Source organism: Leifsonia sp. KNZ12-8B (assembly GCF_056755495.1).
The window spans coordinates 1-25,013 of record NZ_JBPGXM010000043.1; the positions used below are offsets into that span (position 1 = coordinate 1).

At 72.0% G+C, this 25,013-nt stretch carries 24 protein-coding genes and 1 tRNA gene; 8 read left to right on the forward strand and 17 right to left on the reverse strand.

Annotated elements, in window-relative coordinates; all coding sequences use genetic code 11:
• Nucleotides 1–112 precede the first annotated feature (112 nt).
• Entirely contained in the window at nt 113–1,402 is a 1,290-nt protein-coding gene (locus ACR9ZG_RS08540) for an MraY family glycosyltransferase (RefSeq protein WP_481284398.1), read from the reverse strand.
• A 1-nt stretch (nt 1,403) separates the two neighbouring features.
• Nucleotides 1,404–2,114 (reverse strand): L-threonylcarbamoyladenylate synthase, encoded by a 711-nt coding sequence (locus tag ACR9ZG_RS08545; protein ID WP_481284399.1) that lies wholly within the window; start codon nt 2,112–2,114, stop codon nt 1,404–1,406.
• An 84-nt stretch (nt 2,115–2,198) separates the two neighbouring features.
• Here ACR9ZG_RS08545 and ACR9ZG_RS08550 point away from each other — a divergent pair, with 84 nt between their 5' ends.
• Nucleotides 2,199–2,831: an HAD family hydrolase gene (locus tag ACR9ZG_RS08550; RefSeq protein ID WP_481284400.1), complete on the forward strand. Its 633-nt coding sequence runs from the start codon at nt 2,199–2,201 to the stop codon at nt 2,829–2,831.
• Nucleotides 2,832–2,871: 40 nt separating this feature from the next.
• Here ACR9ZG_RS08550 and ACR9ZG_RS08555 read toward each other — a convergent pair whose 3' ends face one another.
• Nucleotides 2,872–3,684, reverse strand: coding sequence for an ABC transporter permease (locus ACR9ZG_RS08555; RefSeq protein ID WP_481284401.1), 813 nt, complete (start codon nt 3,682–3,684; stop codon nt 2,872–2,874).
• Nucleotides 3,681–4,595 carry an ATP-binding cassette domain-containing protein gene (locus ACR9ZG_RS08560; protein ID WP_481284402.1) on the reverse strand — a complete coding sequence of 305 codons (915 nt, stop codon included), beginning with the start codon at nt 4,593–4,595 and terminating at the stop codon, nt 3,681–3,683. The genes ACR9ZG_RS08555 and ACR9ZG_RS08560 overlap by 4 nt, the downstream gene beginning before the upstream one ends.
• Before the next feature lie 122 nt (nt 4,596–4,717).
• Between ACR9ZG_RS08560 and ACR9ZG_RS08565 the strand changes: the two genes are divergently transcribed.
• Nucleotides 4,718–5,686, forward strand: a complete 969-nt coding sequence (locus ACR9ZG_RS08565; protein ID WP_481284403.1) for a TetR/AcrR family transcriptional regulator — start codon at nt 4,718–4,720, stop codon at nt 5,684–5,686.
• Here the strand turns inward: ACR9ZG_RS08565 and prmC are convergent.
• The gene (gene prmC / locus ACR9ZG_RS08570) at nt 5,683–6,558 is read right to left on the reverse strand and encodes a peptide chain release factor N(5)-glutamine methyltransferase (protein ID WP_481284404.1); all 876 of its coding nucleotides are present in this window, start codon (nt 6,556–6,558) and stop codon (nt 5,683–5,685) included. The two genes, ACR9ZG_RS08565 and prmC, sit on opposite strands and share 4 nt — an antisense overlap.
• An 85-nt stretch (nt 6,559–6,643) precedes the next feature.
• On the opposite strand from prmC, the gene cysK reads away from it, so the two are divergent.
• Complete coding sequence (cysK, locus tag ACR9ZG_RS08575) at nt 6,644–7,582, forward strand: cysteine synthase A (protein ID WP_481284405.1); 939 nt, start codon at nt 6,644–6,646, stop codon at nt 7,580–7,582.
• Between the two features lie 3 nt (nt 7,583–7,585).
• Nucleotides 7,586–8,158, forward strand: coding sequence for a serine O-acetyltransferase EpsC (epsC, locus tag ACR9ZG_RS08580; protein ID WP_481284406.1), 573 nt, complete (start codon nt 7,586–7,588; stop codon nt 8,156–8,158).
• A gap of 83 nt (nt 8,159–8,241) precedes the next feature.
• Here epsC and prfA read toward each other — a convergent pair whose 3' ends face one another.
• The 8 genes from prfA to argS form a co-directional block, all read right to left on the reverse strand.
• Complete coding sequence (gene prfA, locus ACR9ZG_RS08585) at nt 8,242–9,318, reverse strand: peptide chain release factor 1 (RefSeq protein WP_481284407.1); 1,077 nt, start codon at nt 9,316–9,318, stop codon at nt 8,242–8,244.
• 89 nt (nt 9,319–9,407) lie between these two features.
• Complete coding sequence (rho, locus tag ACR9ZG_RS08590) at nt 9,408–11,660, reverse strand: transcription termination factor Rho (protein WP_481284408.1); 2,253 nt, start codon at nt 11,658–11,660, stop codon at nt 9,408–9,410.
• Between the two features lie 232 nt (nt 11,661–11,892).
• On the reverse strand, nt 11,893–12,861 hold the full coding sequence (gene thrB, locus ACR9ZG_RS08595; protein WP_481284409.1) for a homoserine kinase: 969 nt from the start codon (nt 12,859–12,861) through the stop codon (nt 11,893–11,895).
• Nucleotides 12,858–13,970 carry a threonine synthase gene (thrC, locus tag ACR9ZG_RS08600; protein WP_481284410.1) on the reverse strand — a complete coding sequence of 371 codons (1,113 nt, stop codon included), beginning with the start codon at nt 13,968–13,970 and terminating at the stop codon, nt 12,858–12,860. The genes thrB and thrC overlap by 4 nt, the downstream gene beginning before the upstream one ends.
• The gene (locus ACR9ZG_RS08605) at nt 13,970–15,343 is read right to left on the reverse strand and encodes a homoserine dehydrogenase (protein ID WP_481284411.1); all 1,374 of its coding nucleotides are present in this window, start codon (nt 15,341–15,343) and stop codon (nt 13,970–13,972) included. The genes thrC and ACR9ZG_RS08605 overlap by 1 nt, the downstream gene beginning before the upstream one ends.
• On the reverse strand, nt 15,340–16,815 hold the full coding sequence (gene lysA / locus ACR9ZG_RS08610) for a diaminopimelate decarboxylase (RefSeq protein ID WP_481284412.1): 1,476 nt from the start codon (nt 16,813–16,815) through the stop codon (nt 15,340–15,342). The genes ACR9ZG_RS08605 and lysA overlap by 4 nt, the downstream gene beginning before the upstream one ends.
• A gap of 137 nt (nt 16,816–16,952) precedes the next feature.
• Nucleotides 16,953–17,732, reverse strand: coding sequence for an LmeA family phospholipid-binding protein (locus tag ACR9ZG_RS08615; protein ID WP_481284413.1), 780 nt, complete (start codon nt 17,730–17,732; stop codon nt 16,953–16,955).
• 9 nt (nt 17,733–17,741) lie between these two features.
• Nucleotides 17,742–19,430 (reverse strand): arginine--tRNA ligase, encoded by a 1,689-nt coding sequence (gene argS / locus ACR9ZG_RS08620; protein WP_481284414.1) that lies wholly within the window; start codon nt 19,428–19,430, stop codon nt 17,742–17,744.
• A 93-nt stretch (nt 19,431–19,523) separates the two neighbouring features.
• Here argS and ACR9ZG_RS08625 point away from each other — a divergent pair, with 93 nt between their 5' ends.
• From ACR9ZG_RS08625 to rlmC, 3 genes are all read left to right on the forward strand, one after another.
• Nucleotides 19,524–20,132 (forward strand): iron ABC transporter ATP-binding protein, encoded by a 609-nt coding sequence (locus ACR9ZG_RS08625; protein WP_481284415.1) that lies wholly within the window; start codon nt 19,524–19,526, stop codon nt 20,130–20,132.
• A 91-nt stretch (nt 20,133–20,223) separates the two neighbouring features.
• Nucleotides 20,224–20,299 (forward strand) — tRNA-Arg (locus ACR9ZG_RS08630).
• Nucleotides 20,300–20,304: 5 nt separating this feature from the next.
• The gene (gene rlmC, locus ACR9ZG_RS08635; RefSeq protein ID WP_481284416.1) at nt 20,305–21,432 is read left to right on the forward strand and encodes a 23S rRNA (uracil(747)-C(5))-methyltransferase RlmC; all 1,128 of its coding nucleotides are present in this window, start codon (nt 20,305–20,307) and stop codon (nt 21,430–21,432) included.
• On the opposite strand, the gene msrA is transcribed toward rlmC, so the two are convergent.
• Both msrA and msrB read right to left on the reverse strand, forming a co-directional pair.
• Nucleotides 21,429–21,944, reverse strand: coding sequence for a peptide-methionine (S)-S-oxide reductase MsrA (gene msrA, locus ACR9ZG_RS08640; protein ID WP_481284417.1), 516 nt, complete (start codon nt 21,942–21,944; stop codon nt 21,429–21,431). The two genes, rlmC and msrA, sit on opposite strands and share 4 nt — an antisense overlap.
• Nucleotides 21,944–22,399, reverse strand: coding sequence for a peptide-methionine (R)-S-oxide reductase MsrB (gene msrB, locus ACR9ZG_RS08645; protein ID WP_481284418.1), 456 nt, complete (start codon nt 22,397–22,399; stop codon nt 21,944–21,946). Before msrB ends, msrA begins: the two co-directional genes overlap by 1 nt.
• A gap of 221 nt (nt 22,400–22,620) precedes the next feature.
• Here msrB and ACR9ZG_RS08650 point away from each other — a divergent pair, with 221 nt between their 5' ends.
• Nucleotides 22,621–23,376, forward strand: a complete 756-nt coding sequence (locus ACR9ZG_RS08650; protein ID WP_481284419.1) for an alpha/beta fold hydrolase — start codon at nt 22,621–22,623, stop codon at nt 23,374–23,376.
• On the opposite strand, the gene ACR9ZG_RS08655 is transcribed toward ACR9ZG_RS08650, so the two are convergent.
• Both ACR9ZG_RS08655 and ACR9ZG_RS08660 read right to left on the reverse strand, forming a co-directional pair.
• The gene (locus ACR9ZG_RS08655; RefSeq protein ID WP_481284420.1) at nt 23,315–23,788 is read right to left on the reverse strand and encodes a hypothetical protein; all 474 of its coding nucleotides are present in this window, start codon (nt 23,786–23,788) and stop codon (nt 23,315–23,317) included. The genes ACR9ZG_RS08650 and ACR9ZG_RS08655 overlap by 62 nt on opposite strands.
• Nucleotides 23,785–25,005: a mechanosensitive ion channel family protein gene (locus ACR9ZG_RS08660; protein WP_481284421.1), complete on the reverse strand. Its 1,221-nt coding sequence runs from the start codon at nt 25,003–25,005 to the stop codon at nt 23,785–23,787. The genes ACR9ZG_RS08655 and ACR9ZG_RS08660 overlap by 4 nt, the downstream gene beginning before the upstream one ends.
• Nucleotides 25,006–25,013: the final 8 nt, after the last annotated feature.

Below are 25,013 nucleotides of genomic sequence, written 5' to 3' on the forward strand. Positions count from 1 at the left end.
CGCCGGCCCAGGTGGCGGGCGATCTGGTGCCCCCCCGGCCGCCCGGGGGGGGTGGGGGGCGGGGGGGGGGGGGGGCCCGCCGCCGGGGCGGGGGCGCCGTCCTGGTGGTCGGTCATCGGTTCTCCTCGGTGTCTGCTGGTGCGGGCGGGGCGGTGGGGACGGGTGCCGTGCTGACGACGACGGGCTGCACGGCGGGCCGGTGCCCCTCGCTGGCGGCGTCGAGGGCGTCGTAGCGCGCGGTCTCCGCGGCCTCCTTCGTCCCGGCGGGTGCCAGCTCGGCGGCGGCCTCGTTGGCCTTGCGGCGGCTCAGCGGGGCGAGGGTGACGGCGGTGCAGATGACCAGGCCGACGGCGACGAAGACGATCGCCATCCAGTACGGGTCGAAGAAGAACAGCAGGCAGCCGATCGAGAGCACGGCGGTCCACGCGTAGAAGATGAGGACCGCGTGCAGGTGGGTGTGCCCCATGTCGAGCAGGCGGTGGTGGAGGTGCTTGCGGTCGGCGCTGAACGGCGACTTGCCCGCGCGCAGCCTCCTGATCACCGCGAGGCTGAAGTCGAGCAGCGGCACGACGAGCACGGCGAACGGCAGGATGATCGGGATGAACGCCGGGACCAGCGACGAGCGGCCGAGGGTCTGCAACGTCTCCGGGTTGATCGTGCCGGTCACGGAGATGGCGGAGGTCGCCATCAGCAGGCCGATGAGCAGCGCGCCCGCGTCGCCCATGAACATCTTCGCCGGGTGCCAGTTGAGCGGCAGGAAGCCCGCGCACGCGCCGACGAGGATCGCGGCGATGACGCCCGCGAGGCTGAAGTAGTTGGTCGGGCTGATCTCGCGCTGCAGCAGATAGGTGTAGATGAGGAACGTGCCGTTGGCGATCAGCGCCACGCCCGCGACCAGGCCGTCCAGGCCGTCGATGAAGTTGATCGCGTTCATCACGAGGACGATCGCGAACAGCGTGAGCACGATGCTCATCACGGGAGACCCGACCGTGAGGCCGCCGATCGGCAGCGAGTAGATCTGCACGCCGAGCCAGGCCACGAGCCCGGCGGCCACGAACTGGCCGGCGAGCTTGGTCATCCAGTCGAGGTCCCAGATGTCGTCGGCGACGCCGATCACGACGATCAGGAGGGCCGCCCCGAGGATCGCGAGGATCGGCCCGGAGTCGGAGAAGATCAGCGACAGCACCCCGAACTGGCTCGACAGCAGCCAGGAGACGCCGAACGCGACGAGGATGCCGAGGAACATCGCGATCCCGCCGAGGCGCGGCGTCGGCCTGGTGTGCACATCCCGCGCCCTGACCGCCGGGTAGAGCCGGTACTTGAGCGCCAGCTTCCAGACGACGAGAGACATCCCGAACGTGATGACGGCCGAGATGAGGGCGAGCGCGAGGAGGAGGGTCACGTCAGGTGCCCGAGCGGGTCTCTGCCGGCTCCTCCGGGAGGGCGTCGCCGACCACCTCGCGCAGCCGCTGCGCGGAGATCACGCCGTGGCGGAGGATGCGCAGCGGTCCGGAGCCCGACGCGAGCGCGGTCGCGTCGACGATGGTCGACGAGGAGTCCTTGCCCTCGACGCGCTCGTAGGCCGAGCCCGCCTCTCCCCCGTCGAGGTAGACGGAGACCGAGTCGCCCAGCATCGCCTCGGCTTCGGCCGCGGTGCGCGCGGCGGGACGGCCGGTGAGGTTGGCCGAGGAGACGGCGAGCGGGCCGGTCTCGGAGAGCAGTTCCAGCGCGATGGTGTCCTGCGGCATGCGGAGCGCGACGGTGCCGCGCGTCTCGCCCAGGTCCCACACGAGGGAGGGCGCGGCCGGCAGCACGATGGTCAGGCCGCCCGGCCAGAACTCGGCGACGAGCCTCTCGACCTCGGGCGGCACCGACTCCGCCAGCGCGGCGAGAGTGGGGATGCCCGGGACGAGCACGGGCGGCGGCGACTGGCGCCCGCGTCCCTTCGCATCGAGCAGCCGCTGCACCGCGGCAGGAGAGAAGGCGTCTGCAGCGACGCCGTAGACGGTGTCCGTGGGGATGACGACGAGCTCGCCGCGCCCGATCGCCGCACGGGCCAGACGCATGCCGGAGAGGAGCTCGGAGTCGACCGAGCAGTCGTAGATGGGAGCCATGACGCCCCCAATGATAGCCGCGGCACCTTCGCGCCTCCTGCGCCAGGGATCGGTTCCCCAGCCGCACGGTCGATACTGGTGGGGATGGATGTCTACTTCTTCGACTGCGACAAGACGCTCTACGACTACGACTTCCACATGCGCCTGCCGCGGCTCGCGCAGCTGGGCGGGGTCAGTCAGTACCGGCTGGCGTCCACCTGGTGGGCCGGCGGCTTCGAGCGGGCGGCCGAGATCGGCGAGTACGCGACCAGCGAGGAGTACCTCGAGGCGTTCGCCGACGTCACCGGGGCGAAGCTCACGCTGGAGCAGTGGCAGGAGGCGCGGAAGGCCGCCATGACGCCCATCCCGGGCTCCATCGCCGCCCTGCACGAGGCCGCGACGCTCGGGACGGTGTCGCTGCTGTCGAACAACCCGATCCCGTTCAAGGACTCGCTGCCGGTGCTGACGCCCGAGATCGTCGACGTGCTGCAGGACAACGACCTCGTCTCGGCGGTGCTGGGCGCGCGCAAGCCCGAGCGCCGCATCTACACGCGGGCGCTCGGGCGGTTCGGCGTGCGGCCGGAGGACGCCATCCTGTTCGACGACTCCCTCGCGAACGTCGAGGGGGCGCGGGAGGCGGGGATGCACGCCCACCGCCTGACGAAGCGGGAGGACGGCTCGTTCGACACCGAGGCGATGGTCGCCGCCCTCCACGCCTTCGCCGAGCGGGACCGCTAGCCCCGACCGGTCAGCGCCTCCCCGGTCGGCGCCTCCCCGGTCAGCGCCTCCCCGCGCTGCGCCGGAACAGCCAGGCGGCCCAGAGGTACGCGCCGACGATGATCAGCGCGCACCAGCCGAGCGCCCACCACAGGTCGCCGCCCGGTTCACGCCCGAAGAGGAAGGCGCGGATCGTCTCGATGATCGGGGTGATCGGCTGGTTCTCGGCGATCCACTGCAGCCAGGTCGGCATCGTCTCGGTGGGGACGAACGCGCTCGACAGGTAGGGCAGGAACAGCAGGGCGAAGCCGTAGCCGCTCGCGGCGGCCGGGCTGTTCGCGGCGATGCCGATGGCCGCGTAGAGCCAGGTGATCGCGAGGATGAACAGCGCGACGACGCCGAGCGCGGCCGCCCACTGCAGCGGCGAGGCGGTGGGCCGGAAGCCCACGAGCAGGGCGACCCCGATCACGACGGCGGTGGCGAAGAGGTTGCGCAGCAGGCTCGCCACGACATGCCCGGTGATCACGCCGCTCGCGCGCAGCGGCATCGTGCGGAAGCGGTCCACGATGCCGTTGCCGAGGTCGTCCGCGACGTCGACAGCGGTGCTCGACGCGCCGAACCCCGCGCAGAGCAGGACGATGCCGGGCACGACGTAGTCGACGTAGTCGCCGGTGCTGTCGAGCGCCCCGCCGAACACGAAGGTGAAGAGCAGCATCAGCATCACCGGCAGCATGACCGCCATCGTGAGCGCCTCGACGTTGCGGAGGGAGTGGCGGACGCTGCGGCCGACGAAGACCGCGGTGGCGGCGAGCGGCGACGGGGTGCGGTCCGGCCGCGCGAGGCCGGAGACGGTCGTGGGGGCGAGAGCGGTCATCGGAGGGCCTCCTGAGGGGTGGATGCGGTGCTGGACGAGGTGAGCGCGAGGAAGGCGTCGTCGAGCGTCGGTCGGCGGATGCCGATGGTCGCGCCGGGCACTCCGGCGGCGGCGAGCTCGTCGGCTTCGAGCTCGTCGATGGCGGCGCGCAGGGCGGCGAGACTGCCGTCGGTCGGGACCTCGCGGACGACGGAGTCGTCGGGGGCGCGCAGCTCGACCACCTCTCCCCCGACCCGCGCCTTCAGCTCGGCGGCGCTGCCCTCGGCGACGATCGCGCCGCGGTCGAGGACGGCGATGCGGCCGGCGAGCCGGTCGGCCTCCTCCAGGTACTGCGTCGTGAGGAGGACGGTGGTGCCCTGCGCGGAGAGGTCGAGGATGATCTCCCACAGCGCCTGCCGGCTCCGGGTGTCGAGTCCGGTCGTCGGCTCGTCGAGGACGATGACCGGCGGGGTCGCGACGAGGCTGAGGGCCAGGTCGAGCCTCCGCCGCATCCCGCCGGAGTAGGTCGCCACGCGCTTGCGCGCCGCGGTCGCGAGGTCGAAGCGCTCGATGAGCTCGGCGGCCCGCGCTTTCGCGCCGCGGGCGTCGAAACCGGAGAGCCGCGCCATCATGCGGAGGTTCTCCTCACCGCTGAGCACCCCGTCGACCGCCGCGGCCTGGCCGGTGAGGCTGAGCGACCGTTTGACCCCCTCGGGATCGGCGACGATGTCGTGGCCGCAGATCGCCGCTGTCCCGGCGTCCGGGCGCACGAGCGTGGTGAGGATGGAGATGAGCGTCGTCTTGCCCGCTCCGTTCGGGCCGAGGAGGGCGAAGACCGCTCCCGCCTCCACCCGCAGATCGATGCCGTCGAGGACGGTCTGTTTGCCGAAGGCCTTGCGCAGCCCCGTGACCTCGATCGCCGCTGTCGTCATGCGCGGCTCCTTTCCTGTCCTGTCATCTGTGTATGCGACAAACTGTTTATGCCACACACGATTGTTTAAGTGATACACAGTTCTAGGATGGGTGTCAACATCCGATCCGGAAGGGGCAGCACATGGTCGAGGACGGGGGCGGCCAGGCCGACGCCGTGGAGGCGCTGCCCCGGGCGGTCGCGCTCAGCTGGGGCGTCGCGGAGGCGCCGCAGCGTGGGCCGAAACGCGAGCTGAGCATCGAGCGCATCGTCGACACCGCGATCGCGGTCGCCGACGCCGACGGGCTCGGCGCGGTCTCGATGAGCCGCATCGCGGGCGACCTCGGCTTCACGACCATGTCGCTGTACCGCTACGTCACCGGCAAGGACGACGTGCTCGCCCTCATGCAGGACGCGGTGTGCGGGATCCCGATACCACCCGAGGACGACGGCGGCGACTGGCGCGCAGGGCTCCGCCGCTGGGCGATGGCGAGCATCGAGGTGATCGAGGAGCACCCGTGGTTCCCCGACATCCCCATCTCCGGCATGCCTCTGATGCCGAACAACCTCGCAGTGCTCGACTGGGGGCTGCGCGAGATGCGCGCGCTCCCGCTGACCGACGCCGAGAAGATGTCGACGGCGCTGCTGCTGTCCTCCTACGCCCGCGCGATCGGCGTGGTCGAACGCGATGTCGCCCGCTCGCGGCAGAGCGACGGACCGCCGCAGCGCGGGGAGGCGTTCACGGCGGCACTCGCCGCGCTCGTGACGCCGGAGCGGTTCCCCGACCTGGCGCCGCTGGTGCTGTCCGGCGCGTATGCCGACTCCGACGGCGCCGACGACCAGGACGACTTCGCCTTCGGGCTGGAGCGCATCCTCGACGGGATCGAGCGCTACATCGCCGCCCGCGAGGCCGGCGAACCGCTGCCGCCCGCGCAGGAGCGGCCCGAGCCTCTCCCCCGCGACAAGGCCGTGCGGGAGGCGGCGAAGGCGCGCCGCGAGGCCGAGTCCGCGCTGCGCGAGGCCCGCAAACGCGAGCGCGAGGCCATCGCGCGCGCCAGGGAACGGGCCGAACGCGAGCGGGAACGGGCCGAGCGGGCGGCCCAGCGCGGCTAGCGGACCGCCGTCGTCGCGCGGTCGCGCGTCGTCAGGTCCCGGTGCGTCGCCGGCGACCGCCAGCCGTCGGCGGTCAGCAGCTCGCGGATCTGCGCGCCCTGCAGCTCGCCGTGCTCGAGCACGAGCGTCCCGCCCGGCCGCAGCAGCCGGCGTGCGACGGCGGAGATGACGCGCACCACATCCAGCCCGTCCGGTCCGCCGTACAGCGCGGCGGCAGGGTCGTGGAGGCGCACCTCCGGGTCGCGCGGGATGGCGTCGTCCGGCACATACGGCGGGTTGGAGATGACGACGTCGACGGTGCCGTCGAGCTCCGGGAGCGCGTCGGCCAGGTCGATGAAGACCGGGCGGAGGTTGGTCGCACCCGAGGCGTCGATGTTGCCGCGGGCCCACACGAACGCCTCCGGGGAGTTCTCGACCGCGTAGACCCTGGCGTGCGGCACCTCGGTCGCGAGCGCGATCGCGATGGCGCCGCTGCCGGTGCCGAGGTCGACCGCCACCGGCTCGGGCGACGGGACGGCGCGCAGCGCGTCGATCGCGAACTGCGCCACCTGCTCCGTCTCCGGCCGCGGCACGAAGACGCCCGGGCCGACCGCCAGCTCCAGCGAGCGGAACGGCGCGACGCCGGTGATGTGCTGCAGCGGCTCGCGGGCGGCCCGGCGCTCGGTCAGCTCGTGCAGCCGCGCGGCGTCCTCCGCGGACATTTCCGTGCCCATCACCGCGAGCGCCTGGACGCGGCCCCGGCCGACGCCGAGGACGTGACCGACGAGCAGCTCGGCGTCGACCTCCGGATCGGGGACGCCGGCGCGCGCGAGGACGGCGGCGACGGCGTCGCGGAGGGTGCTGACGGTGGGGGCGGGCGCTTCGGGTGACATCGCCCGTCGAGCCTACTGCGTGCGGGATTAGAGTGGTGACGCTCCTGTCCCGCCACCCCGTCCATCCGTCACGAGGAAGAGACCCATGACCGGCCAGATCTACGACAACATCACCGAGGCCGTCGGCCGCACCCCGCTCGTCCGCCTGAACCGGCTCGCCGAGGGCACCGGCGCGACGGTGCTCGGCAAGCTGGAGTTCTACAACCCGGCCGGCAGCGTGAAGGACCGCATCGGCGTGGCGATCGTCGACGCGGCCGAGAAGTCGGGGGCGCTCAAGCCCGGTGGCACGATCGTGGAGGCGACCAGCGGCAACACCGGCATCGCCCTCGCGATGGTCGGCGCCGCCCGCGGCTACCGGCTGGTGCTCACCATGCCCGAGACGATGAGCAAGGAGCGGCGCGTGCTGCTGCGCGCCTTCGGCGCCGAGATCGTCCTCACCCCCGGCGCTGACGGCATGCGCGGCGCGGTCGAGAAGGCGAAGGAGATCGTCGCCACCACCGACAACGCCATCTGGGCGCAGCAGTTCGCCAACCAGGCCAACCCCGCCATCCACCGCGCCACCACGGCCGAGGAGATCTGGGCGGACACCGACGGCGGCGTCGACATCTTCGTCGCGGGCGTCGGCACCGGCGGCACCATCACCGGCGTCGGCCAGGTGCTCAAGGAGCGCAAGCCGGGCGTGCAGGTCGTCGCGGTCGAGCCCATCGACTCCCCCATCCTCAACGGCGGCAAGCCCGGACCGCACAAGATCCAGGGCATCGGCGCCAACTTCGTCCCCGAGATCCTCGACACGACCGTCTACGACGAGGTCGTCGACGTGGCGTTCGACGACGCCATCGACGTGGCGAAGAAGCTGGCGAGCCAGGAGGGCATCCTCGCCGGCATCTCCTCCGGCGCCATCATCTGGGCGGCGCTGGAGCTCGCGAAGCGGCCCGAGAACGCCGGCAAGACCATCGTGGCCATCATCTGCGACACCGGCGAGCGGTACATCTCCACACCGCTCTGGGCCGACCTGCTGGACTAGCGGGTGGGGCTGATCAGCCGGCTGCGCGAGGACGTCCGCAACGCGCGCAAGCACGATCCGGCGGCGCGCGGCGGCTTCGAGATCGCCGCGGCGTACTCCGGCCTGCACGCGGTGTGGGCGTACCGGGTCGCGCACCGGCTGTGGCGCGCCGGGTTCCGGACGCCGGCCCGCCTGCTGTCGCAGTTCGCCCGCTTCCTGACCGGGGTGGAGATCCACCCGGGCGCGCGCATCGGCCGCCGGTTCTTCATCGACCACGGGATGGGCGTCGTGATCGGCGAGACGGCCTGGATCGGCGACGACGTGATGCTGTACCACGGCGTCACCCTCGGCGGCCGCGGCTCTGGGCACGGCAAGCGGCATCCGACCGTCGGCGACCACGTGACGATCGGGGCCGGGGCGAAGGTCCTCGGCGCGATCACGATCGGCGAGCACTGCATCATCGGTGCGAACGCGGTCGTGACGCACGACGCCCCGGCGAACTCCGTGCTGACCGGCGTGCCCGCCCGCGCACGCCGCCGCTCGGGCCACGAGCAGATCGCCGGCGACGACTGGATCGACCCGGCCATCTACATCTGACCCGTAGCCGCCGCGCACAGGAAAAATGCCCCGAATCGCACGGATTCGGGGCATTTTTCCTGTGCTCGGCGGCTGGCGGCGGGTCAGTCGTCGCCGAGGGCGGAGAGGCGTGCCTCCTCGTCGGCCTCGATGTTCGAGGCGATGACCGGGTCGAGGGCGCCGTTCATGACGGCGTCGAGGTTGTACGCCTTGTAGCCGGTGCGGTGGTCCGCGATCCGGTTCTCCGGGAAGTTGTACGTGCGGATGCGCTCCGAGCGGTCCATGGTGCGGATCTGGCCCTTGCGGAACTCCGCGGCCTCCGCATCCGCCTCCTCCTGCTGCTTCGCGAGCAGGCGGGCGCGCAGCACGCGCATCGCGGCCTCGCGGTTCTGCAGCTGGCTCTTCTCGTTCTGCATCGAGACGACGATCCCGGTCGGGAGGTGCGTGATGCGCACGGCAGAGTCGGTCGTGTTGACCGACTGACCGCCGGGCCCGGAGGAGCGGAAGACGTCGATCTTGAGGTCGTTCGGGTTGATGTCGACCTCCTCCGGCTCGTCCACCTCGGGGAACACGAGCACGCCCGCGGCGGAGGTGTGGATGCGGCCCTGCGACTCGGTGGCCGGCACCCGTTGCACGCGGTGCACGCCGCCCTCGTACTTCAGGTGCGCCCACACGCCCTCGGCCGGGTCGCTGGAGCTGCCCTTGAACGCCACCTGCACGTCCTTGATGCCGCCCAGGTCGCTCGAGGTCTGCTCGATGATCTCGGCCTTCCAGCGCTTGGAGTCGGCGTAGTGGAGGTACATCCGCAGCAGGTCGCCGGCGAACAGCGCGGACTCGGCGCCGCCCTCCCCCATCTTGATCTCCATGATGACGTCGCGGCTGTCGTTGGGGTCGCGCGGGATGAGGAGGCGGCGCAGCTTCTCCTGCGACTCCTCCAGCGACGCCTCCAGGCCCGGGATCTCGTCGGCGAAGGCGGCGTCCTCGGCGGCGAGCTCGCGTGCGGCGGCGAGGTCGTCGGTCAGCTGCTTCCACTCGTTGTAGGCGGCCACGATGCGCGAGAGCTCGGCGTAGCGGCGGTTCACCTTCTTGGAGCGGACGGGGTCGCTGTGCAGGTCGGGGTCCGAGAGCTGCCGCTGGAGGTCGTCGTGCTCGGCGATGAGGCCGTTCACCGATTCGAACATGGGGGCTTCTTTCTGAGGAGACTGGTCCGGGAACGGAAAAGCGCCCGCCCGGGCGCGCACGCGGCGCTCCCGGACGGGCACTCTGTCAGCTAGCGGTGGTCGTTCTCGTGGCTGTGCGAGTGGCCGTTGCCGTGACCGTTGGCCGGCTGCGGCATCGACTTCTGCACCTGCATGAGGAACTCGACGTTGCTCGAGGTCTCCTTCAGGCGGCCGAGCACGATCTCGAGCGCCTGCTGCTGGTCGAGGCCGGCGAGGGCGCGACGCAGCTTCCAGGTGATCTTGACCTCGTCCTGGCCCATCAGCATCTCCTCGCGGCGGGTGCCGGAGGCGTTGACGTCGACGGCCGGGAAGATGCGCTTGTCGGCGAGCTGACGCGAGAGGCGCAGCTCCATGTTGCCGGTGCCCTTGAACTCCTCGAAGATCACCTCGTCCATCTTCGAGCCGGTCTCGACGAGCGCCGACGCGAGGATGGTGAGCGAGCCGCCGTGCTCGATGTTGCGGGCGGCGCCGAAGAAGCGCTTCGGCGGGTACAGCGCCGACGCGTCCACACCACCGGACAGGATGCGCCCGGAGGCCGGCGCCGTCAGGTTGTAGGCACGGCCGAGGCGGGTGATCGAGTCGAGCAGCACGACCACGTCGTGGCCCAGCTCGACCAGGCGCTTCGCGCGCTCGATCGCCAGCTCGGCGACGGTCGTGTGGTCCTCGGCTGGACGGTCGAAGGTGGAGGCGATGACCTCGCCCTTGACCGTGCGCTGCATGTCGGTGACCTCTTCCGGACGCTCGTCCACCAGGACGACCATGAGGTGCACCTCGGGGTTGTTCGTCGTGATCGCGTTGGCGATCTGCTGCATGACGATCGTCTTGCCGGCCTTCGGCGGCGCGACGATGAGGCCGCGCTGGCCCTTGCCGATCGGGGCGACGAGGTCGATGATCCGCTGGGTGACCTTGGTCGGCTCGGTCTCGAGCCGCAGGCGCTCCTGCGGGTACAGCGGGGTCAGCTTGCCGAACTCGACGCGGGCCGCGGCCTCCTCGACCGTTTGGCCGTTGATGCTGTCGACCTTCACCAGCGCGTTGTACTTCTGGCGGCTGTTGTTCTCGCCGTCGCGCGGCTGGCGGATGGCGCCGACCACGGCGTCGCCCTTGCGGAGGCTGTACTTCTTGACCTGGCCGAGCGACACGTACACGTCGCTGGCGCCGGGCAGGTAGCCCGTGGTGCGCACGAACGCGTAGTTGTCGAGCACGTCGAGGATGCCCGCGACCGGGATCAGCACGTCGTCGTCGGAGATCTCCGGCTCGAACTCGTCGCCGGCCTGGCCGCCGCGGCGCTTGCGGTTGCGGTCGCGACCGCGGCCGAACCGCTCGCCATCGGCCTGCTGCTGCTGGCCGCCGCGCTGCTGGCCCTGCTGGCCGCCCTGGCGCTGCTCGTCGCCGCCCTGCAGGTCCTTCGGCTGGTTCTGCTGGCCCTGCTGGTTCTGCTGGCCCTCGCCGTTCTGCTGGCCGTTGTTCTTGTTGCGGTTGCGGTTGCGGCGGCCGCGGCCCTGCTGCTGCTCGCCCTGGCCGTCGCCGCCCTGCTGGTCGTCGCGGTCGGAACGCTCGGCGCGCTCGGCCTGCTGCTCGTCGCGACCGGTCTGCTCGTCGCGGCCGGCCTGCTCGTCGCGGCCGGCCTGCTCGTCGCGGCCGTTCTGCTCGTCGCGGGTGTCGCGGCCCTGCTCGTCACGGCCCTGCTCGTCGCGGTTCTGACCGCCACGGCCGCGGCGACGGCGTCCGCCGCCCTGCTCGCCACGGTTCTGGCCGTCGCGCTGGGCCTGCTCGCGGGAGGCGAGGGCGGAGTCGAGGAGCGCATCAACATCGGGGATGAGCGACTCGACGCCGGTCTCGCCGGAGTTGACGTGGGTGTCCGCGCCGACGGAGGCGGCCCCGTCGATGGCGGTGCCGGGGCTGGAGGCCCGGCGGGAGCCGCGGCGGCGCGGCTCGACGGTGGCCGAGACGGGCGGGAGCACGGGCTCGCCGACGGTCGGCTCGGCCTCGGCGGCCGGCTCGGCGATGAGCGGCTCGATGAGGACCTGGGAGGCGGCCGGAGCGACCGGCTCGGTGGTCTCGGCCGGCTCGACGGCGGTGCCGTCGAGCACTGCGGCCGGAGCGGCCGGCGCGACGTCCGCGGGTGCGGCGTCGCCATTCGCGGCGGCACGGGCGGCCGCGACGGCCTCGACCAGCTCGCCCTTGCGGAGCCGGGTCGCACCCGGGATTCCGAACTCGGCGGCGAGAGCCTGCAGCTCCGCCACCTTGAGCGAGGTCAGGTCGCTGGTGTCCACGCCCCCGGCGTGGAGTTCGACATCAGTCACTGAAGAGGATTCCTTTCCCCCGGCGCGCGATCTGCGCGTCGCTGTGGAGCACTCGTCACATGAACTGTCTTTACGCCCGGCGTTCTGATCCGCGCGGCGTCGCGCTCCGGACATCCGGTAGCGCAGGCAGGAATGACGGCATGATTGCTAAGAGATCATCCGGAAGCGGGATTCCGCTCGTGACGCGGTTTCTTCACGGATGCACGTGCAGTTTACCACTTCGCACCTGAGGCTACGGACGCTCCGCGGCGGGCGTGTCCAGGGCCGCCGCGGCGGCCGGGACGACCGTCGCGCCCTTGAAGTCCACGGCGAGGTGGAGCGGCTGCCAGGCGGTCTGCGCGTTGCGCGCGACGAGGTCGGCGGCGGCCAGCCGCTGCCCAGGGTCGCTGCCCAGCACCAGGATGGACGGCCCGGCGCCGGAGACGACGGCGGCGAAGCCCTGCTCGCGCAGCAGCGTGATGAGCCGGTCGGTCTCGGGCATGGCCGAGGCGCGGTAGCTCTGGTGGAGCTTGTCCTCGGTGGCCGCGTGCAGCAGCTCGGGGCTCTGGATGAGCGCGGCGACGAGCAGCGCGGAGCGCGAGACGTTGAAGACGGCGTCCTCGTGGGGCACCGACTGCGGCTGGAGGCTGCGCGCGAGCGCCGTCGACATGACGTGCTCGGGCACGAGCACGAGCGGCGAGACTCCGCGGTGGACCATGAGCTTCTTGAACCGTGGTCCGTCCGGGGTCACCCACGCGATCGTCAGGCCGCCGAACAGGGCGGGCGCGACGTTGTCGGGGTGTCCCTCCATGTCGTTGGCGAGGGCGAGGAGGCCCTGCGCGTCGAACGCGACCACGCCCTCCAGCAGCCCCTTGGCCGCCATGATGCCGGACACGATGGCCGCGCCGGACGAGCCGAGGCCGCGGCCGTGCGGGATGTTGTTGCGGGCGACGAGGTCGAGGCCGGGCAGCGGGACGCCGACCGACTCGAACGTGTGCGCGATGGCGCGGACGACCAGGTTGGACTCGTCCGTCGGCACCTCCCCCGCGCCGACGCCGATGACCTCGACGGTCGCGCCCGGCTCGTCGCGGACGGTCACGGTCAGCTCGTCGTACAGCGCGAGCGCGAGGCCGAGCGTGTCGAAGCCGGGGCCGAGGTTGGCGCTGGTCGCGGGGACCTTGACGGTGACGGAGCGGCCGAGCAGCTCGCCGGCCGTCGTCACGCCGTCGCCTCGGCGTTCGCCCGCAGGCCGAGCACCTCGGCGATGGCGGGCGTGTCGACCGGGACGACCGTCGGCTGCACGTCGGAGCCGTCGGCGGTGCGGAGGGCCCACTGCGGGTCCTTCAGGCCGTGGCCGGTGACCGTGAGCACGACGCGGGCGCCGGCGGGGATCGCCCCGGCCTCCGCGCGCTCCAGCAGGCCGGCGACGCTGATCGCGGACGCGGGCTCGACGAAGATGCCGACCTCGGCCGAGAGGATGCGGTGCGCCTCCAGGATCTTCGCGTCGTCGATGGCGCCGAACCAGCCGTCGCTGTCGTCGCGGGCGTTGAGGGCGAGCTCCCACGAGGCGGGGTTGCCGATGCGGATCGCGGTCGCGATGGTGTCGGGGTCCTTCACGGCGTGGCCGAGCACGATGGGCGCGCTGCCCGCGGCCTGGAAGCCGAACATGCGCGGCAGGCGGGTGGAGTTGCCGGCCTGGAGGTCCTCGGTGTAGCCGCGGTGGTAGGCGGTGTAGTTGCCGGCGTTGCCCACCGGGACGATGTGGATGTCCGGGGCGTCGCCGAGCACCTCAACGACCTCGAACGCGGCCGTCTTCTGGCCCTCGATGCGGTCGGGGTTCACCGAGTTCACCAGGTGCACCGGGTAGTTGGTGGCGAGGTCGCGGGCGATGTCGAGGCAGTCGTCGAAGTTGCCCTGCACCTGCAGCAGCTGCGCGTTGTGCGCGATGGCCTGGCCGAGCTTGCCCATCGCGATCTTGCCCTCTGGCACGAGCACGACGGCCTGGATGCCGGCATGCGTCGCGTACGCCGCGGCGGACGCCGAGGTGTTGCCAGTGGAGGCGCAGATCACGGCCTTCGCACCGTGCTCGACGGCCTTCGAGATCGCCATGGTCATGCCGCGGTCCTTGAAGGAGCCGGTCGGGTTCATGCCCTCGAACTTCACGTGCACGTCGGCGCCGGTGCGGGCGGACAGCGCCGGCGCGGGGATGAGCGGCGTGCCGCCCTCGCCGAGCGTGACGATCGGCGTCGCGTCCGAGATGTTCAGGCGGTCCGAGTACTCGCGCAGGACGCCCCGCCACTGGCGGCTGTTCGGCTTCGGGGACTGGGGCATTACGATCCTTCGACTCGGAGAACGGAAGAGATGGCGGTCACGACGTCGCTCGCAGCGAGCGCCTCCACGGTGGCCGCGAGCGCGGCCTCCTCGGCGGCGTGGGTGCCGATCACCAGGGTAGCGGTGGGGGCCGCCGCGCCGTGAATCCGTGAGACGCCCTGCGACGCGGAGCGCCCGGCGATGAGGACGACGCCGGTCGTGCTCGGCACCTTCTGCTGCATGGTCTCGACGCTGACGCCGCCGTCGCTGAGGATGCGCGCGACGGCCGCGAGCACGCCGGGCTGGTCCTCCACCTCGGCGGTGATCTGGTAGCGGGTGACCACGCGGCCGACGTCGAGCACGGGGAGGCCCGCGTGCGTCGACTCCGCGACGCCCGGGCCGCCGACGACGTGCCGGCGCGCGGCCGAGACGACGTCGCCCAGCACGGCGGAAGCGGTCTCGACGCCGCCGGCGCCCGCGCCGTAGAACATGAGGTCGCCGGCGGCGGCCGCCTGCACGAAGACCGCGTTGTGGGCTCCGTGGACGGCGGCGAGCGGGTGGTCGCGGCCGATCAGGGCCGGGTAGACGCGGGCGGAGACGCCCTCCTCCCCCGTCTCCGGGTCGGTGAGGCGCTCGCAGATCGCCAGCAGCTTGATGACGGCGCCCGCCTCGCGCGCGGCGTCGACCTGATCCTTGGTGATGCCGGTGATCCCCTCGCGGTAGACGCGGTCGAGCGGGACCGTGGTGTGGAAGGCCAGGCTGGCGAGGATCGCGGCCTTCTGCGCGGCGTCGTAGCCGCCGATGTCGGCGGTCGGATCGGCCTCCGCGTAGCCGCGGGCGGTCGCGGTGGCCAGGGCGTCGGCGAGCGTCTCGCCATTGACGTCCATCCGGTCGAGGATGAAGTTCGTCGTGCCGTTGACGATGCCGAGGATGCGGTCGACGCGGTCGCCGGCGAGGCTGTCGCGCAGCGGCCGGATGATCGGGATGGCGCCGGCGACGGCGGCCTCGTAGTAGAGCTGCGCGCCGACCTGCTCCGCGGTGTCGAACAGCTCGGGGCCGTGCGTGGCGAGGAGGGCCTTGTTGGCGGTGATGACGTCGGCGCCCGAGTTGAGCGCCTCCAGCACGTAGCCGCGGGCGGGCTCGATGCCTCCCATCAGCTCGACGACGATGTCGGCGCCGAGGATGAGGGAGGTCGCGTCGGTCGTGAACAGCTCGCGCGGGAGGTCGGCGGCGCGCGGGGCGTCGACGTCGCGCACGGCGATGCCGACGAGCTCGAGGCGGGCGCCGATCCGGGAGGCGAACTCGTCGCTCTGCTCCAGCAGCAGTCGGGCCACCTGGGAGCCGACGGAGCCGGCGCCCAGCAGCGCGACGCGGAGGTTGCGGTACTCGATCATCGCTGGTCGCTCCTGGTCGTGGTGGTCGTGTTCGTGGTGGTGGTGTTCGTGGTGGTGGACGGGACGTAGCCGGCGTCGCGCGAGAGGAGGTCCTCCTCCGTCTCGCCGCGGACGATCACGCGGGCCGCGCCGTCGCGGACGGCGACGACCGGTGGGCGGGTGAGGTAGTTGTAGTTGCTCGCGAGCGAGAAGCAGTAGGCGCCGGTGGCCGGCACCGCCAGGAGGTCGCCCGGCGCGACATCGCCCGGCAGGTACTCGGCGTCGACGACGATGTCGCCGCTCTCGCAGTGCTTGCCGGCGACGCGGACCAGTTCGGGGGCGGCGGTGGAGGTGCGGCTCGCGATGCGCGCCGAGTACTCCGCCTCGTAGAGGGCGGTGCGGGCGTTGTCGCTCATTCCGCCGTCGACGCTCACGTAGCGGCGGACCGCGGTCTCCCCGTCGTCCTCCGCCGCGGACGATACAGCCGCGACGCTGACGTCCTTCGTCGTCCCGACCGTGTAGAGCGTGATGCCGGCGGTGCCGATGATCGAACGTCCTGGCTCGAACGCCACGACCGGGAGGGGGATGTCGAGCTCCTCGCAGCCGGCGGCGACGGTCTCCGCGATCCGGCGGGCCAGCTGGTCGATCGGCGCGGGGTCGTCGGCGGAGGTGTACGCGATGCCGAAGCCGCCGCCGAGGTTGAGCTCGGGCACCTCCCCGCCGGCGAGCAGCTCGCGGTGCACGGTCAGCAGGCGCGCGGCGGACTCGGCGAAGCCGTCGGCGCCGAAGATCTGCGAGCCGATGTGGCAGTGCAGGCCCATGAACAGCAGGCCGGCGTGCGAGCGGATGCGGGCGACGGCGCCGGCCGCGTGCTCCAGCGCGATGCCGAACTTCTGGTCCTCGTGCGCGGTGGCGAGGAAGGCGTGGGTGTGGGCGTGCACGCCCGAGTTGACCCGCAGCCGCACGCTCTGCACGCGGCCGTGACGCTCCGCCGCCTCCGCGACGCGGTCGATCTCCTGGAGGCTGTCGATGATGATCGCGCCGACGCCGGCCGCGACCGCGCGGTCGATCTCGGCGAGGGACTTGTTGTTGCCGTGGAAGCCGAGGCGCTCGGCGGGGACGCCGGCGGCGAGCGCGACAGCCAGCTCACCGCCGGAGCAGACGTCGACGTGGAGGTCGGCCTCCGCCATCCACCTGGCCACCTCGACCGAGAGGAACGCCTTGCCGGCGTAGTAGACCTTCGCCGCGCCGCCGACCTCGGCGAACGCGGTGCGGAAGGCGTCGCGGACCTCGGCTGCCCGCTCGCGCGCCTCCCGCTCGTCGATGACGTACAGCGGTGTGCCGAACCGCTGGGCCAGCTCGGACGCGCGGACGCCGCCGACGGTGAGCTCGCCGTCGTCGCGGGCCGCTGTCCGGGGCCAGACGCCGTCGGCGAGGGCGTTGGGATCGTCCGGGACGCGCAGCCACGAGGGTGCGAGGGGGTTCGAAGCCATGGGGAACCTCACGGGTGGGGAACGAGTAAGGGTCTCTCAGGCGAGCGGACCCGGATTGGCCCCTGAAGCCGGTGGAGAAGTAGCAGAAGTCTAGCGAGCCGCGCTGATCGCCTGACGACGTGTTACGGCCGCGGCGGTCAGGAGCAGCTGCCCTTGCTGTTGAGGAACGCCGAGTCGAGGGTGAAGTCCTGCGCGGTGAAGGTGACCGTCGCCTGGCCCTTCTTCACGGCGATGTCGCTGATCTGCACGCCGTCGGGGAGGTACTGCGCCGCGCACACGGGGAACGGCCCGCGGTCCGTGATCGCCTGCACGAGCCGGGTCAGGTCGACGTTGTTCGATCCCGTGGACAGGGAGGCGTCGACCGGCTGCAGGAGCACCTGGTCGCCCGCGGCCTCCGGCTTGGCGGTGACGGTGTAGCCGACCGGGAGCCCGAGCAGGTCGATGGAGCCGTCGTAGCCGACCGTGCCGTCGCCGAGGGTGATGTCGCCCTTCGCGCCCGGGATCTCGACCAGCGCGTTGAGCGACTTCTGCGAGATGACGAGCGTGCCGGTCGCGCTGGACACCGGCTTGCTGAAGTCGGCCGGCACGCCGGAGGCGACCACGTTCGCGCTGACCGGCGAGCCCTTCGCGGTGAGGTGCGGGGCGTCGAGCTCCACCCGGTCGAACGAGCCGGACAGGTACTGCTGGATGACCGACACACCGCCGATGTGCACCGACACGTCGCCCTTCACGTCCGCGGGGAGGTTCTTCTCGATCTCGGCGGCGGCGCGCTGCTCCGCGTACGCGCGGACGGCGATGTCGGCCACGACGAGCAGCACGACGATCACCGCGATCGGGATCAGCGTCCAGAGCAGGATGCGGCGCAGCCGGCGGCGGGGCCGGGGCTCCGCGGCGCTCATGGGTTCGGTGGCGGTCATGGCGCCTCCCTACATCCGCTCCGGGGCGGAGACGCCGACCAGGCCGAGGCCGTTGCGGATGACCTGGCTGGTCGCCTCGTTGAGCCACAGCCGCGTGCGGTGCAGGTCGGTGACCGGCTCGTCGCCGTGCGGCAGGATGCGGGTGGAGCCGTCGCGGACGCCGTACCAGGCGTGGTAGAGCCCGGCCAACTCCTCCACGTAGCGGGCGACCCGGTGCGGCTCGCGCAGCTCGGCGGCCTGCGCGACGATCCGTGGGAACTCCTGGAGCCCGCCCAGCAGCGCCGCCTCGGTCTCGTGGGTGAGCAGCTCCGGCGCGAAGGCGCTGAGGTCGACGCCGGCGGCGGTGGCGTTCGCCGCGACCGAGCGGGTGCGGGCGTGCGCGTACTGCACGTAGAAGACCGGGTTCTCGTTGCTGCGCTTGGCGAGCAGGTCGAGGTCGATGTCGAGCTGGGAGTCGGTCGAGGAGCGCACCAGCGCGTAGCGGGCGGCGTCGACGCCCACCGCGTCGACGAGGTCGTCGAGGGTGACGATCGTGCCGGCGCGCTTGGACATCTTCACCGGCTCGCCGTCCTTGACCAGGTTGACCAGTTGGCCGATGAGGATCTGGAGGTTGACGTTCGGCACGTCGCCGAACGCCTGCACCATCGCCATCAGCCGGCCGACGTAGCCGTGGTGGTCGGCGCCGAGCATGATGATGTTCTGCTCGAAGCCGCGCTCACGCTTGTCGAGGTAGTAGCCGATGTCGCCCGAGATGTAGGCGGGCTCGCCGTTGGAGCGGATGATCACGCGGTCGCGGTCGTCGCCGAAGTCGGTCGTGCGCAGCCAGATCGCGCCGTCCTCCTCGAAGATGTGACCCTGCTCGCGCAGCCGCTCGATGGCGCGCTCGACGGCCCCGGAGGCGTGCAGCGAGTCCTCGTGGAAGTACACGTCGAAGTCGACGCCGAAGGAGTGCAGGCGGTCCTTGATCTCCTGGAACATGCGCTGCGTGCCCCGCGACCGGAACACCTCCTGCTGCTGCTCGCGCGGCAACGCGGCGAGGTCGCCGTCGTACTCGGCGGCGACGGCCGACGCGATGTCGCCGATGTAGGCGCCGCCGTAGCCGTCCTCCGGCGTCGGCTCGCCCAGGTAGGCGGCGAGCAGGCTGCGCGCGAACCGGTCGATCTGCGAGCCGTGGTCGTTGAAGTAGTACTCGCGGGTGACGTCGGCGCCCTCGGCCTGCAGGATGCGGGCGAGGCTGTCGCCGACGGCGGCCCAGCGGGCGCCGCCCAGGTGGATGGGGCCGGTCGGGTTGGCGGAGACGAACTCGAGGTTCACCAGCAGGCCGTCGTAGAGGTGGCCGCGGCCGTACGCCTCCCCGCTCTCGACGATGGTCTTGGCGAGCTGCCCGGCGGCCGCGGCGTCGAGCCGGAAGTTGATGAAGCCGGGGCCGGCCACGTCGGCGGAGGCGACGCCGTCGATGCCGGCGGCGGCCTCGGCGATCTCGCCGGCGAGCTCGCGCGGGTTCGCGCCGACGCGCTTGGCCAGCCGCATCGCGACGTTGGAGGACCAGTCGCCGTGGTCGCGGTTCTTCGGGCGCTCCAGCGGCACGTCGTCGACGGTGAGGGTCAGCGTGGCGGCGTCCGCGTCTCCCCCGCGTCGCCGGTCGACCACCGTCGTGACGATGTCGAGCAGGGCGGCGGAGAGGTCAGCGGGAGTCATGAGCATCGATTCTACCGGCGCTTGATAGGGTCGTCGCGACGCGCCCGACCCGCCCGACGCCCGATCGGCACGAACCGGAAGAACGAACGCAGCATGTCCCTCTCCTCCCGCTCCGCCGCCCGCGTCGCCGTCGCCGTCGTCGCCATCGCCGGCTCGCTCCTGCTCGCCGGCTGCGCATCGAAGGCCGCGCCCCGCGCCTCCTCGTCGGCGACCTCCACTCCCGCCGCCGGTGGCGACACGACACCGACGCCCACGCCGACGCCGACCGAGCCGCCGACGCCGGTCACGCTGACCTGCGATCAGATCCTGACGCCGGAGCAGCTCTACGCCTACAACCCCAACGTGGGCGCAGACCCCGGCTACGCCCCCGAGGAGGACAGCCTCGAGCAGAAGGTGAAGGACTGGCAGGGCCAGACGTGCGCGTGGGCCAACCAGTCCAGCGGCGACGTGATCCAGATCGCCGTCGCGCAGCCTCCGGCGAGCGCCATGGATGGGCTCAAAAACGCCGCGATCACGGCCGCGCAGCCGGTGCCGACCTACGGCGCGCCTCCGCTGGAGGGGTACTTCAAGCCGGGCAGTTCCGGCCAGGTGCAGATCTTCCGCGGTCCGTTCTGGATCGTCGCGGAGTCGACCGCATTCTTCGAGCCGGGAGACGCTGCACAGCTGATGGAGAGCGTGCTCGGGAACCTGCCGCAGGGCTGAGCGGGCAGCCGGCTGCGGCCGGTTCGGAGCGGCCCGCTGCGCCGGTTCGGAGCGGCCCGGCAAAGGCTGCTAGGCTGGTCTGGCACTCCTGGCCCCCATAGCTCAGGGGATAGAGCGTCTGCCTCCGGAGCAGAAGGCCGTAGGTTCAAATCCTACTGGGGGCACCATTCTCATGGACTGTTCGTACTACGACGCCGGCCGCTGCCGCTCGTGCACCCTGCTCGACGTGCCGTATGACATGCAGCTGGCCGACAAGGACCGCCTGGCGCGCGAACTGCTGGCGCCGTTCGGCGACGCGGCGTGGCTCCCGCCGGTCGCGAGCAGCCCCTCCGGCTACCGCAACAAGGCCAAGATGGTCGTCGGCGGCACGGTCGACGCGCCCACGATCGGCATCCTCGACGAGGCCGGACGCGGCGTCGACCTGCGCGAGTGCGGCATCTGCGCGCCGGGCGTCCGCGCCGCGCTGCCCGTGCTGGCGCGGTTCGTGACGCGGACGCGGCTCGTCCCGTACGACGTCCCCACGCGGCGGGGCGAGCTGAAGTACGTGCTCGTCACGGTCTCCCCCGACGACGAGCTGATGACCCGTTTCGTGCTGCGCGACGAGTCGGCGGTCGCGCGCATCCGCCGCGGCCTCCCCTCGCTTCTGGCGGAGCTGCCGAACGCGCGCGTGGTGTCGGCCAACCTCCAGCCCGACCACAAAGCCGTCGTGGAGGGCGACAGGGAGATCGTGCTCACCGCCGACTCGTCGCTCGTGATGCGCCTCGGCGACGTCGGCCTCCGGCTGCGCCCGCAGAGCTTCTTCCAGACCAACACCGACGTCGCCGAGCGCCTCTACGCGCAGGTCGCGGAGTGGGTGGACACCGTCTCCCCCGCCAGCGTGTGGGACCTGTACTGCGGGGTCGGCGGCTTCGCCCTCCACGTCGCGGCGCCCGGCCGCCGGGTCGTCGGCGTCGAGACCAGCAAGGAGGCCGTGCGCAGTGCCCGCGCGACGGCCGCCGCCGCAGGCCTGGCGCAGGTGGCGTTCCGCGCGCAGGACGCCACAGCCTTCGCCCTCGGCGCGGCGGCCGCGCCGGAGCTGGTCATCGTGAACCCGCCCCGCCGCGGCATCGGCCCCGACCTCTCCGGCTGGCTAGAGCGCAGCGGCGCCCGGCACGTCGTGTACTCCAGCTGCAACCCGGCGAGCCTCGCGAAAGACCTCGCCGGGATGCCGTCGTACACGATCCGTGCCGGGCGCGTGCTCGACATGTTCCCGCAGACCGGGCACATGGAGGTGGCGGTGCTGCTGGAGCGACGCGACTAGCTCGCCGTCGCCTCCTGGCGCTTCGGGAGCACCCAGCCCGGGCGCGCGAAGTGGCAGGTGTAGCCCCACGGGATGCGCTCCAGGTAGTCCTGGTGCTCCGGCTCCGCCTCCCAGAACGGGCCGGCGGGCGCCACCTCGGTCACGACCTTGCCCGGCCAGAGGCCGGAGGCGTCGACGTCGGCGATGGTGTCCTCGGCGATGCGGCGCTGCTCGTCGTTCTCGTAGAAGATCGCCGAGCGGTAGCTGGTGCCGATGTCGTTGCCCTGCCGGTTCTTGGTCGACGGGTCGTGGATCTGGAAGAAGAACTCCAGGAGCTCGCGGTAGCTCGTGCGCGACGGGTCGTACACGATCTCGATCGCCTCGGCGTGGGTGCCGTGGTTGCGGTAGGTCGCGTTCGGGACGTCACCGCCGGTGTAGCCGACGCGCGTGTCCACGACGCCAGGGCGCTTGCGGATGAGATCCTCCATGCCCCAGAAACAGCCTCCGGCCAGGATCGCCTTCTCGGTCGTCATCACTTGTCCTCCTTCTCGAACAGTCGGATGTAGTCGCCGTAGCCCTGCTCCTCCAGCTCGGCGAGCGGGATGAAGCGGAGCGCGGCGGAGTTGATGCAGTAGCGGAGCCCGCCCGCCTCGGCGGGTCCGTCGTCGAACAGGTGGCCGAGGTGGCTGTCGCCGTGGGCGGACCGCACCTCGGTGCGCACCATCCCGTACGTGCGGTCGACGTTCTCGACGATGTTCGCCGAATCGACCGGTGCGGTGAAGCTCGGCCAGCCGGAACGGCTGTCGTACTTGTCCACGGATGCGAACAACGGCTCCCCCGACACGACGTCGACGTAGAGACCGGCGTCGTGGTTGTCCCAGAACCGGTTGCGGAACGCCGGCTCGGTCGCCGACTCCTGCGTGACCGCGTACTGCTGCGGGCTGAGCCGGGAGACGGCCTCCGCGGTCTTGCGATAGTCCTGTGTCACATGTCCTCCTTCGGCGCCTCCTGCAACGTGGCCGCTGCTGCGCCGTCAGTGGAGTCAACACCGCGGAGGCCGGGGATGGTCCCGGCGATGCTGTGGGTTCGCTGGGAGCATGAGAGCGGTCTCAGGGCTAGACGCTGAGCCGCGTCCCGCCCTAGCCTGGCGCCGTTCCTGCGCACCACAGCCTTCACACCCGAACCCATGTCACGCGAAGGGAACCACCCATGCCGCTCCCCACCATCGTCCTCGTCCACGGCGCCTGGGCCGACAACGCCAGCTGGAACCCCGTCATCACGGGCCTGCGCGAGCGCGGCTACACCGTGCTCGGCGCGCCGAACCTGCTGCGCGGGGCCGTCTGGGACTCGACGTACGTCGGCGCCTTCCTCGCCCAGCACACCACGGGGCCGGTGGTGCTCGCCGGCCACTCCTACGGCGGCGCGGTCATCAGCGGCGCAGCCCTCAAGGGCGGCGACGTGCGCGCGCTCGTCTACGTCGACGCCTTCATCCCGGAGGTCGGCGAGGCGATCGTCGACATCCTCCCCGGCTCCGGGTCGGCGCTGGCGGTGCCCGACCCGACCTCGGTGCTCGACATCGTGGCCTACCCCGGCGCGCCGGAGGGCGACGTCGACACCTACCTCAAGCGCGAGACGGTCGACGTGTCCTTCGCGCAGGACCTGCCGGAGGACGTGCGCGACCAGGTGTACACGACCCAGCGGCCGCTCGCGCTCGCCGCGAACACGACACCGCTCGACGCGGTCGCCTGGAAGAGCCTCCCGAGCTGGGCGGTCGTCGGCACCGAGGACCGCATCATCCCGCCCGCGACGCAGCGCAGGATGGCGGAGCGCGCCGACGCGACCATCGTCGAGACGCCGGCCGGGCACGTGTCGATGCTGGCGGCGGCGGACGTCGTCGCCGGGGTCATCGCGGCGGCGGCGGAGTCGGTGGATACGGAGGATGCGCCGGTGATCGCCGGGTCGTGACCCCGCGGGCCACGCGCCCGGCGGCGAGCGCTCCTACCGCCCGTCGCCCGGGCGCGACTCGTGACCGCGCTCGCCGCGCGCGCGCCTCCCGCTCCAGATCGCGGAACAGGCCGTAGTAGCCGTCGTCGTAGTCCTCGACGATCTGGAAGGTCCAGCGGCCCTCGATCACGTTGCGGCCGACGAGCTCGCGGTCGATGCGGTCGGCGAGCTCGGTGTGGCCGGCCTTCCGCAGCATGTCGACCGCATCCCCGAGGGCGAAGTCGGCGCGGCCGGTCAGGCGATGGAAGGCGTAGAGGGAGCCGCGGGCCTGCTCCACCACCTCCAGCGCCTCGGACAGCTTGCCGAGCGCCTCGACGGTGGCGTCGTCGAGGCCGTCTGGACGCGTGTGGGCGGGGTCGGGGCGGTCGGTCACTGCTTCTCCTCCTGGTCGTCGAGCCGGTCGCCCGGCCGTTCGTCGTCCTGCTGCACGATGGGGATGGACTCGGTGAACTGGGCGGCGCGCTGCTCCTTCTCGGGGCTCCCGCCGAACAGCCGCGCGTCGTCGTGCGCCTGCGAACGGGCGCCGAGCGGCGGGACCGACTGCTCCGGCGCCTCCACGTGCTCGATCCTGGTGCGCGGGAGGGACGCCGGGCTGTACCGCTGCATCCAGTCGATCAGCCGCTCGCGGATGTGGCAGCGCAGGTCGAACAGGGTCGGCGCATCCTTCGCCGTCACCAGCACCCGGACGCGCACCCAGCCGGCGACCGCGTCGGTCACCTGCAGCACACCGGTGCGGCCGTCCCAGAGGTCGGTGGAGGAGAGGATGCGGTTGAGCTCCGCGCGCATCCCGCCCGGCGACACGCGCCAGTCGAGGTCGAACTCGACGGAGCCGAGCAGCTCGCTGTGCTGCCTGGTCCAGTTCTCGAACGGCTTCGTGGTGAAGTACGTGCACGGCAGCACCAGCCGGCGGTCGTCCCAGATGTGGACCACGACGTACGTCAGCGTGATCTCCTCGATGGTGCCCCACTGCTGCTCCACCACGACCACGTCGTCGATGCGGATCGCGTCGCTGAAGGCCAGCTGCACGCCCGCGAACAGGTTCGCCAGGCTCGACTGCGCCGCGACACCGGCGATGATGCCGATGATGCCGGCGGAGGCCAGGAGGCTCGCGCCGGCCGCCTGCAGCGCCGGGAACGTCAGGAGGATCGCGCTCAGCCCGACGACCACGGCGGCGACGATCGTCAGCCGGCGCAGGATGAGCACCTGCGTCCGGGCGCGGCGCGCGACCCGGTTGTCCGGCACGTCGAGCCGGTAGCGGGCGAGCCCCAGATCCTCCACGAACACGACGAGCGCGGCCGCCAGCCAGGTCCCGGTCGCGATGGTGAGGATCAGGAAGGTGTGCCGGAGGCCGTCCCGCCATGCCTGCGACGCCTCCGCCGGCAGGGTCAGCGAGACCGCGATCCAGAGCAGCACGACCAGGAGGAACAGGCGGAACGGGACCCGTGCGTGCGCGGCGAGCATCTCGCGCCACGTGCGCCTGCGGGACACCGCCCGCAGGATCAGGCCGACGACGGCGGTGATGACGATGGCGGCGACGACGGCGAGGACGCACGCGATCACGAGCGACGGCCAGGTGCGCAGGGCGGACACGGCGGGGC

Bases quoted from the DNA above. Each gene is read 5' to 3' on its own strand.
- ACR9ZG_RS08545 (WP_481284399.1), bottom strand. From the start codon at position 2,114: ATGGCTCCCATCTACGACTGCTCGGTCGACTCCGAGCTCCTCTCCGGC.
- ACR9ZG_RS08550 (WP_481284400.1), top strand. From the start codon at position 2,199: ATGGATGTCTACTTCTTCGACTGCGACAAGACGCTCTACGACTACGAC.
- ACR9ZG_RS08555 (WP_481284401.1), bottom strand. From the start codon at position 3,684: ATGACCGCTCTCGCCCCCACGACCGTCTCCGGCCTCGCGCGGCCGGAC.
- ACR9ZG_RS08560 (WP_481284402.1), bottom strand. From the start codon at position 4,595: ATGACGACAGCGGCGATCGAGGTCACGGGGCTGCGCAAGGCCTTCGGC.
- ACR9ZG_RS08565 (WP_481284403.1), top strand. From the start codon at position 4,718: ATGGTCGAGGACGGGGGCGGCCAGGCCGACGCCGTGGAGGCGCTGCCC.
- prmC (WP_481284404.1), bottom strand. From the start codon at position 6,558: ATGTCACCCGAAGCGCCCGCCCCCACCGTCAGCACCCTCCGCGACGCC.
- cysK (WP_481284405.1), top strand. From the start codon at position 6,644: ATGACCGGCCAGATCTACGACAACATCACCGAGGCCGTCGGCCGCACC.
- prfA (WP_481284407.1), bottom strand. From the start codon at position 9,318: ATGTTCGAATCGGTGAACGGCCTCATCGCCGAGCACGACGACCTCCAG.
- thrC (WP_481284410.1), bottom strand. From the start codon at position 13,970: ATGCCCCAGTCCCCGAAGCCGAACAGCCGCCAGTGGCGGGGCGTCCTG.
- ACR9ZG_RS08605 (WP_481284411.1), bottom strand. From the start codon at position 15,343: ATGATCGAGTACCGCAACCTCCGCGTCGCGCTGCTGGGCGCCGGCTCC.
- lysA (WP_481284412.1), bottom strand. From the start codon at position 16,815: ATGGCTTCGAACCCCCTCGCACCCTCGTGGCTGCGCGTCCCGGACGAT.
- ACR9ZG_RS08615 (WP_481284413.1), bottom strand. From the start codon at position 17,732: ATGACCGCCACCGAACCCATGAGCGCCGCGGAGCCCCGGCCCCGCCGC.
- argS (WP_481284414.1), bottom strand. From the start codon at position 19,430: ATGACTCCCGCTGACCTCTCCGCCGCCCTGCTCGACATCGTCACGACG.
- ACR9ZG_RS08625 (WP_481284415.1), top strand. From the start codon at position 19,524: ATGTCCCTCTCCTCCCGCTCCGCCGCCCGCGTCGCCGTCGCCGTCGTC.
- rlmC (WP_481284416.1), top strand. From the start codon at position 20,305: ATGGACTGTTCGTACTACGACGCCGGCCGCTGCCGCTCGTGCACCCTG.
- msrA (WP_481284417.1), bottom strand. From the start codon at position 21,944: ATGACGACCGAGAAGGCGATCCTGGCCGGAGGCTGTTTCTGGGGCATG.
- ACR9ZG_RS08650 (WP_481284419.1), top strand. From the start codon at position 22,621: ATGCCGCTCCCCACCATCGTCCTCGTCCACGGCGCCTGGGCCGACAAC.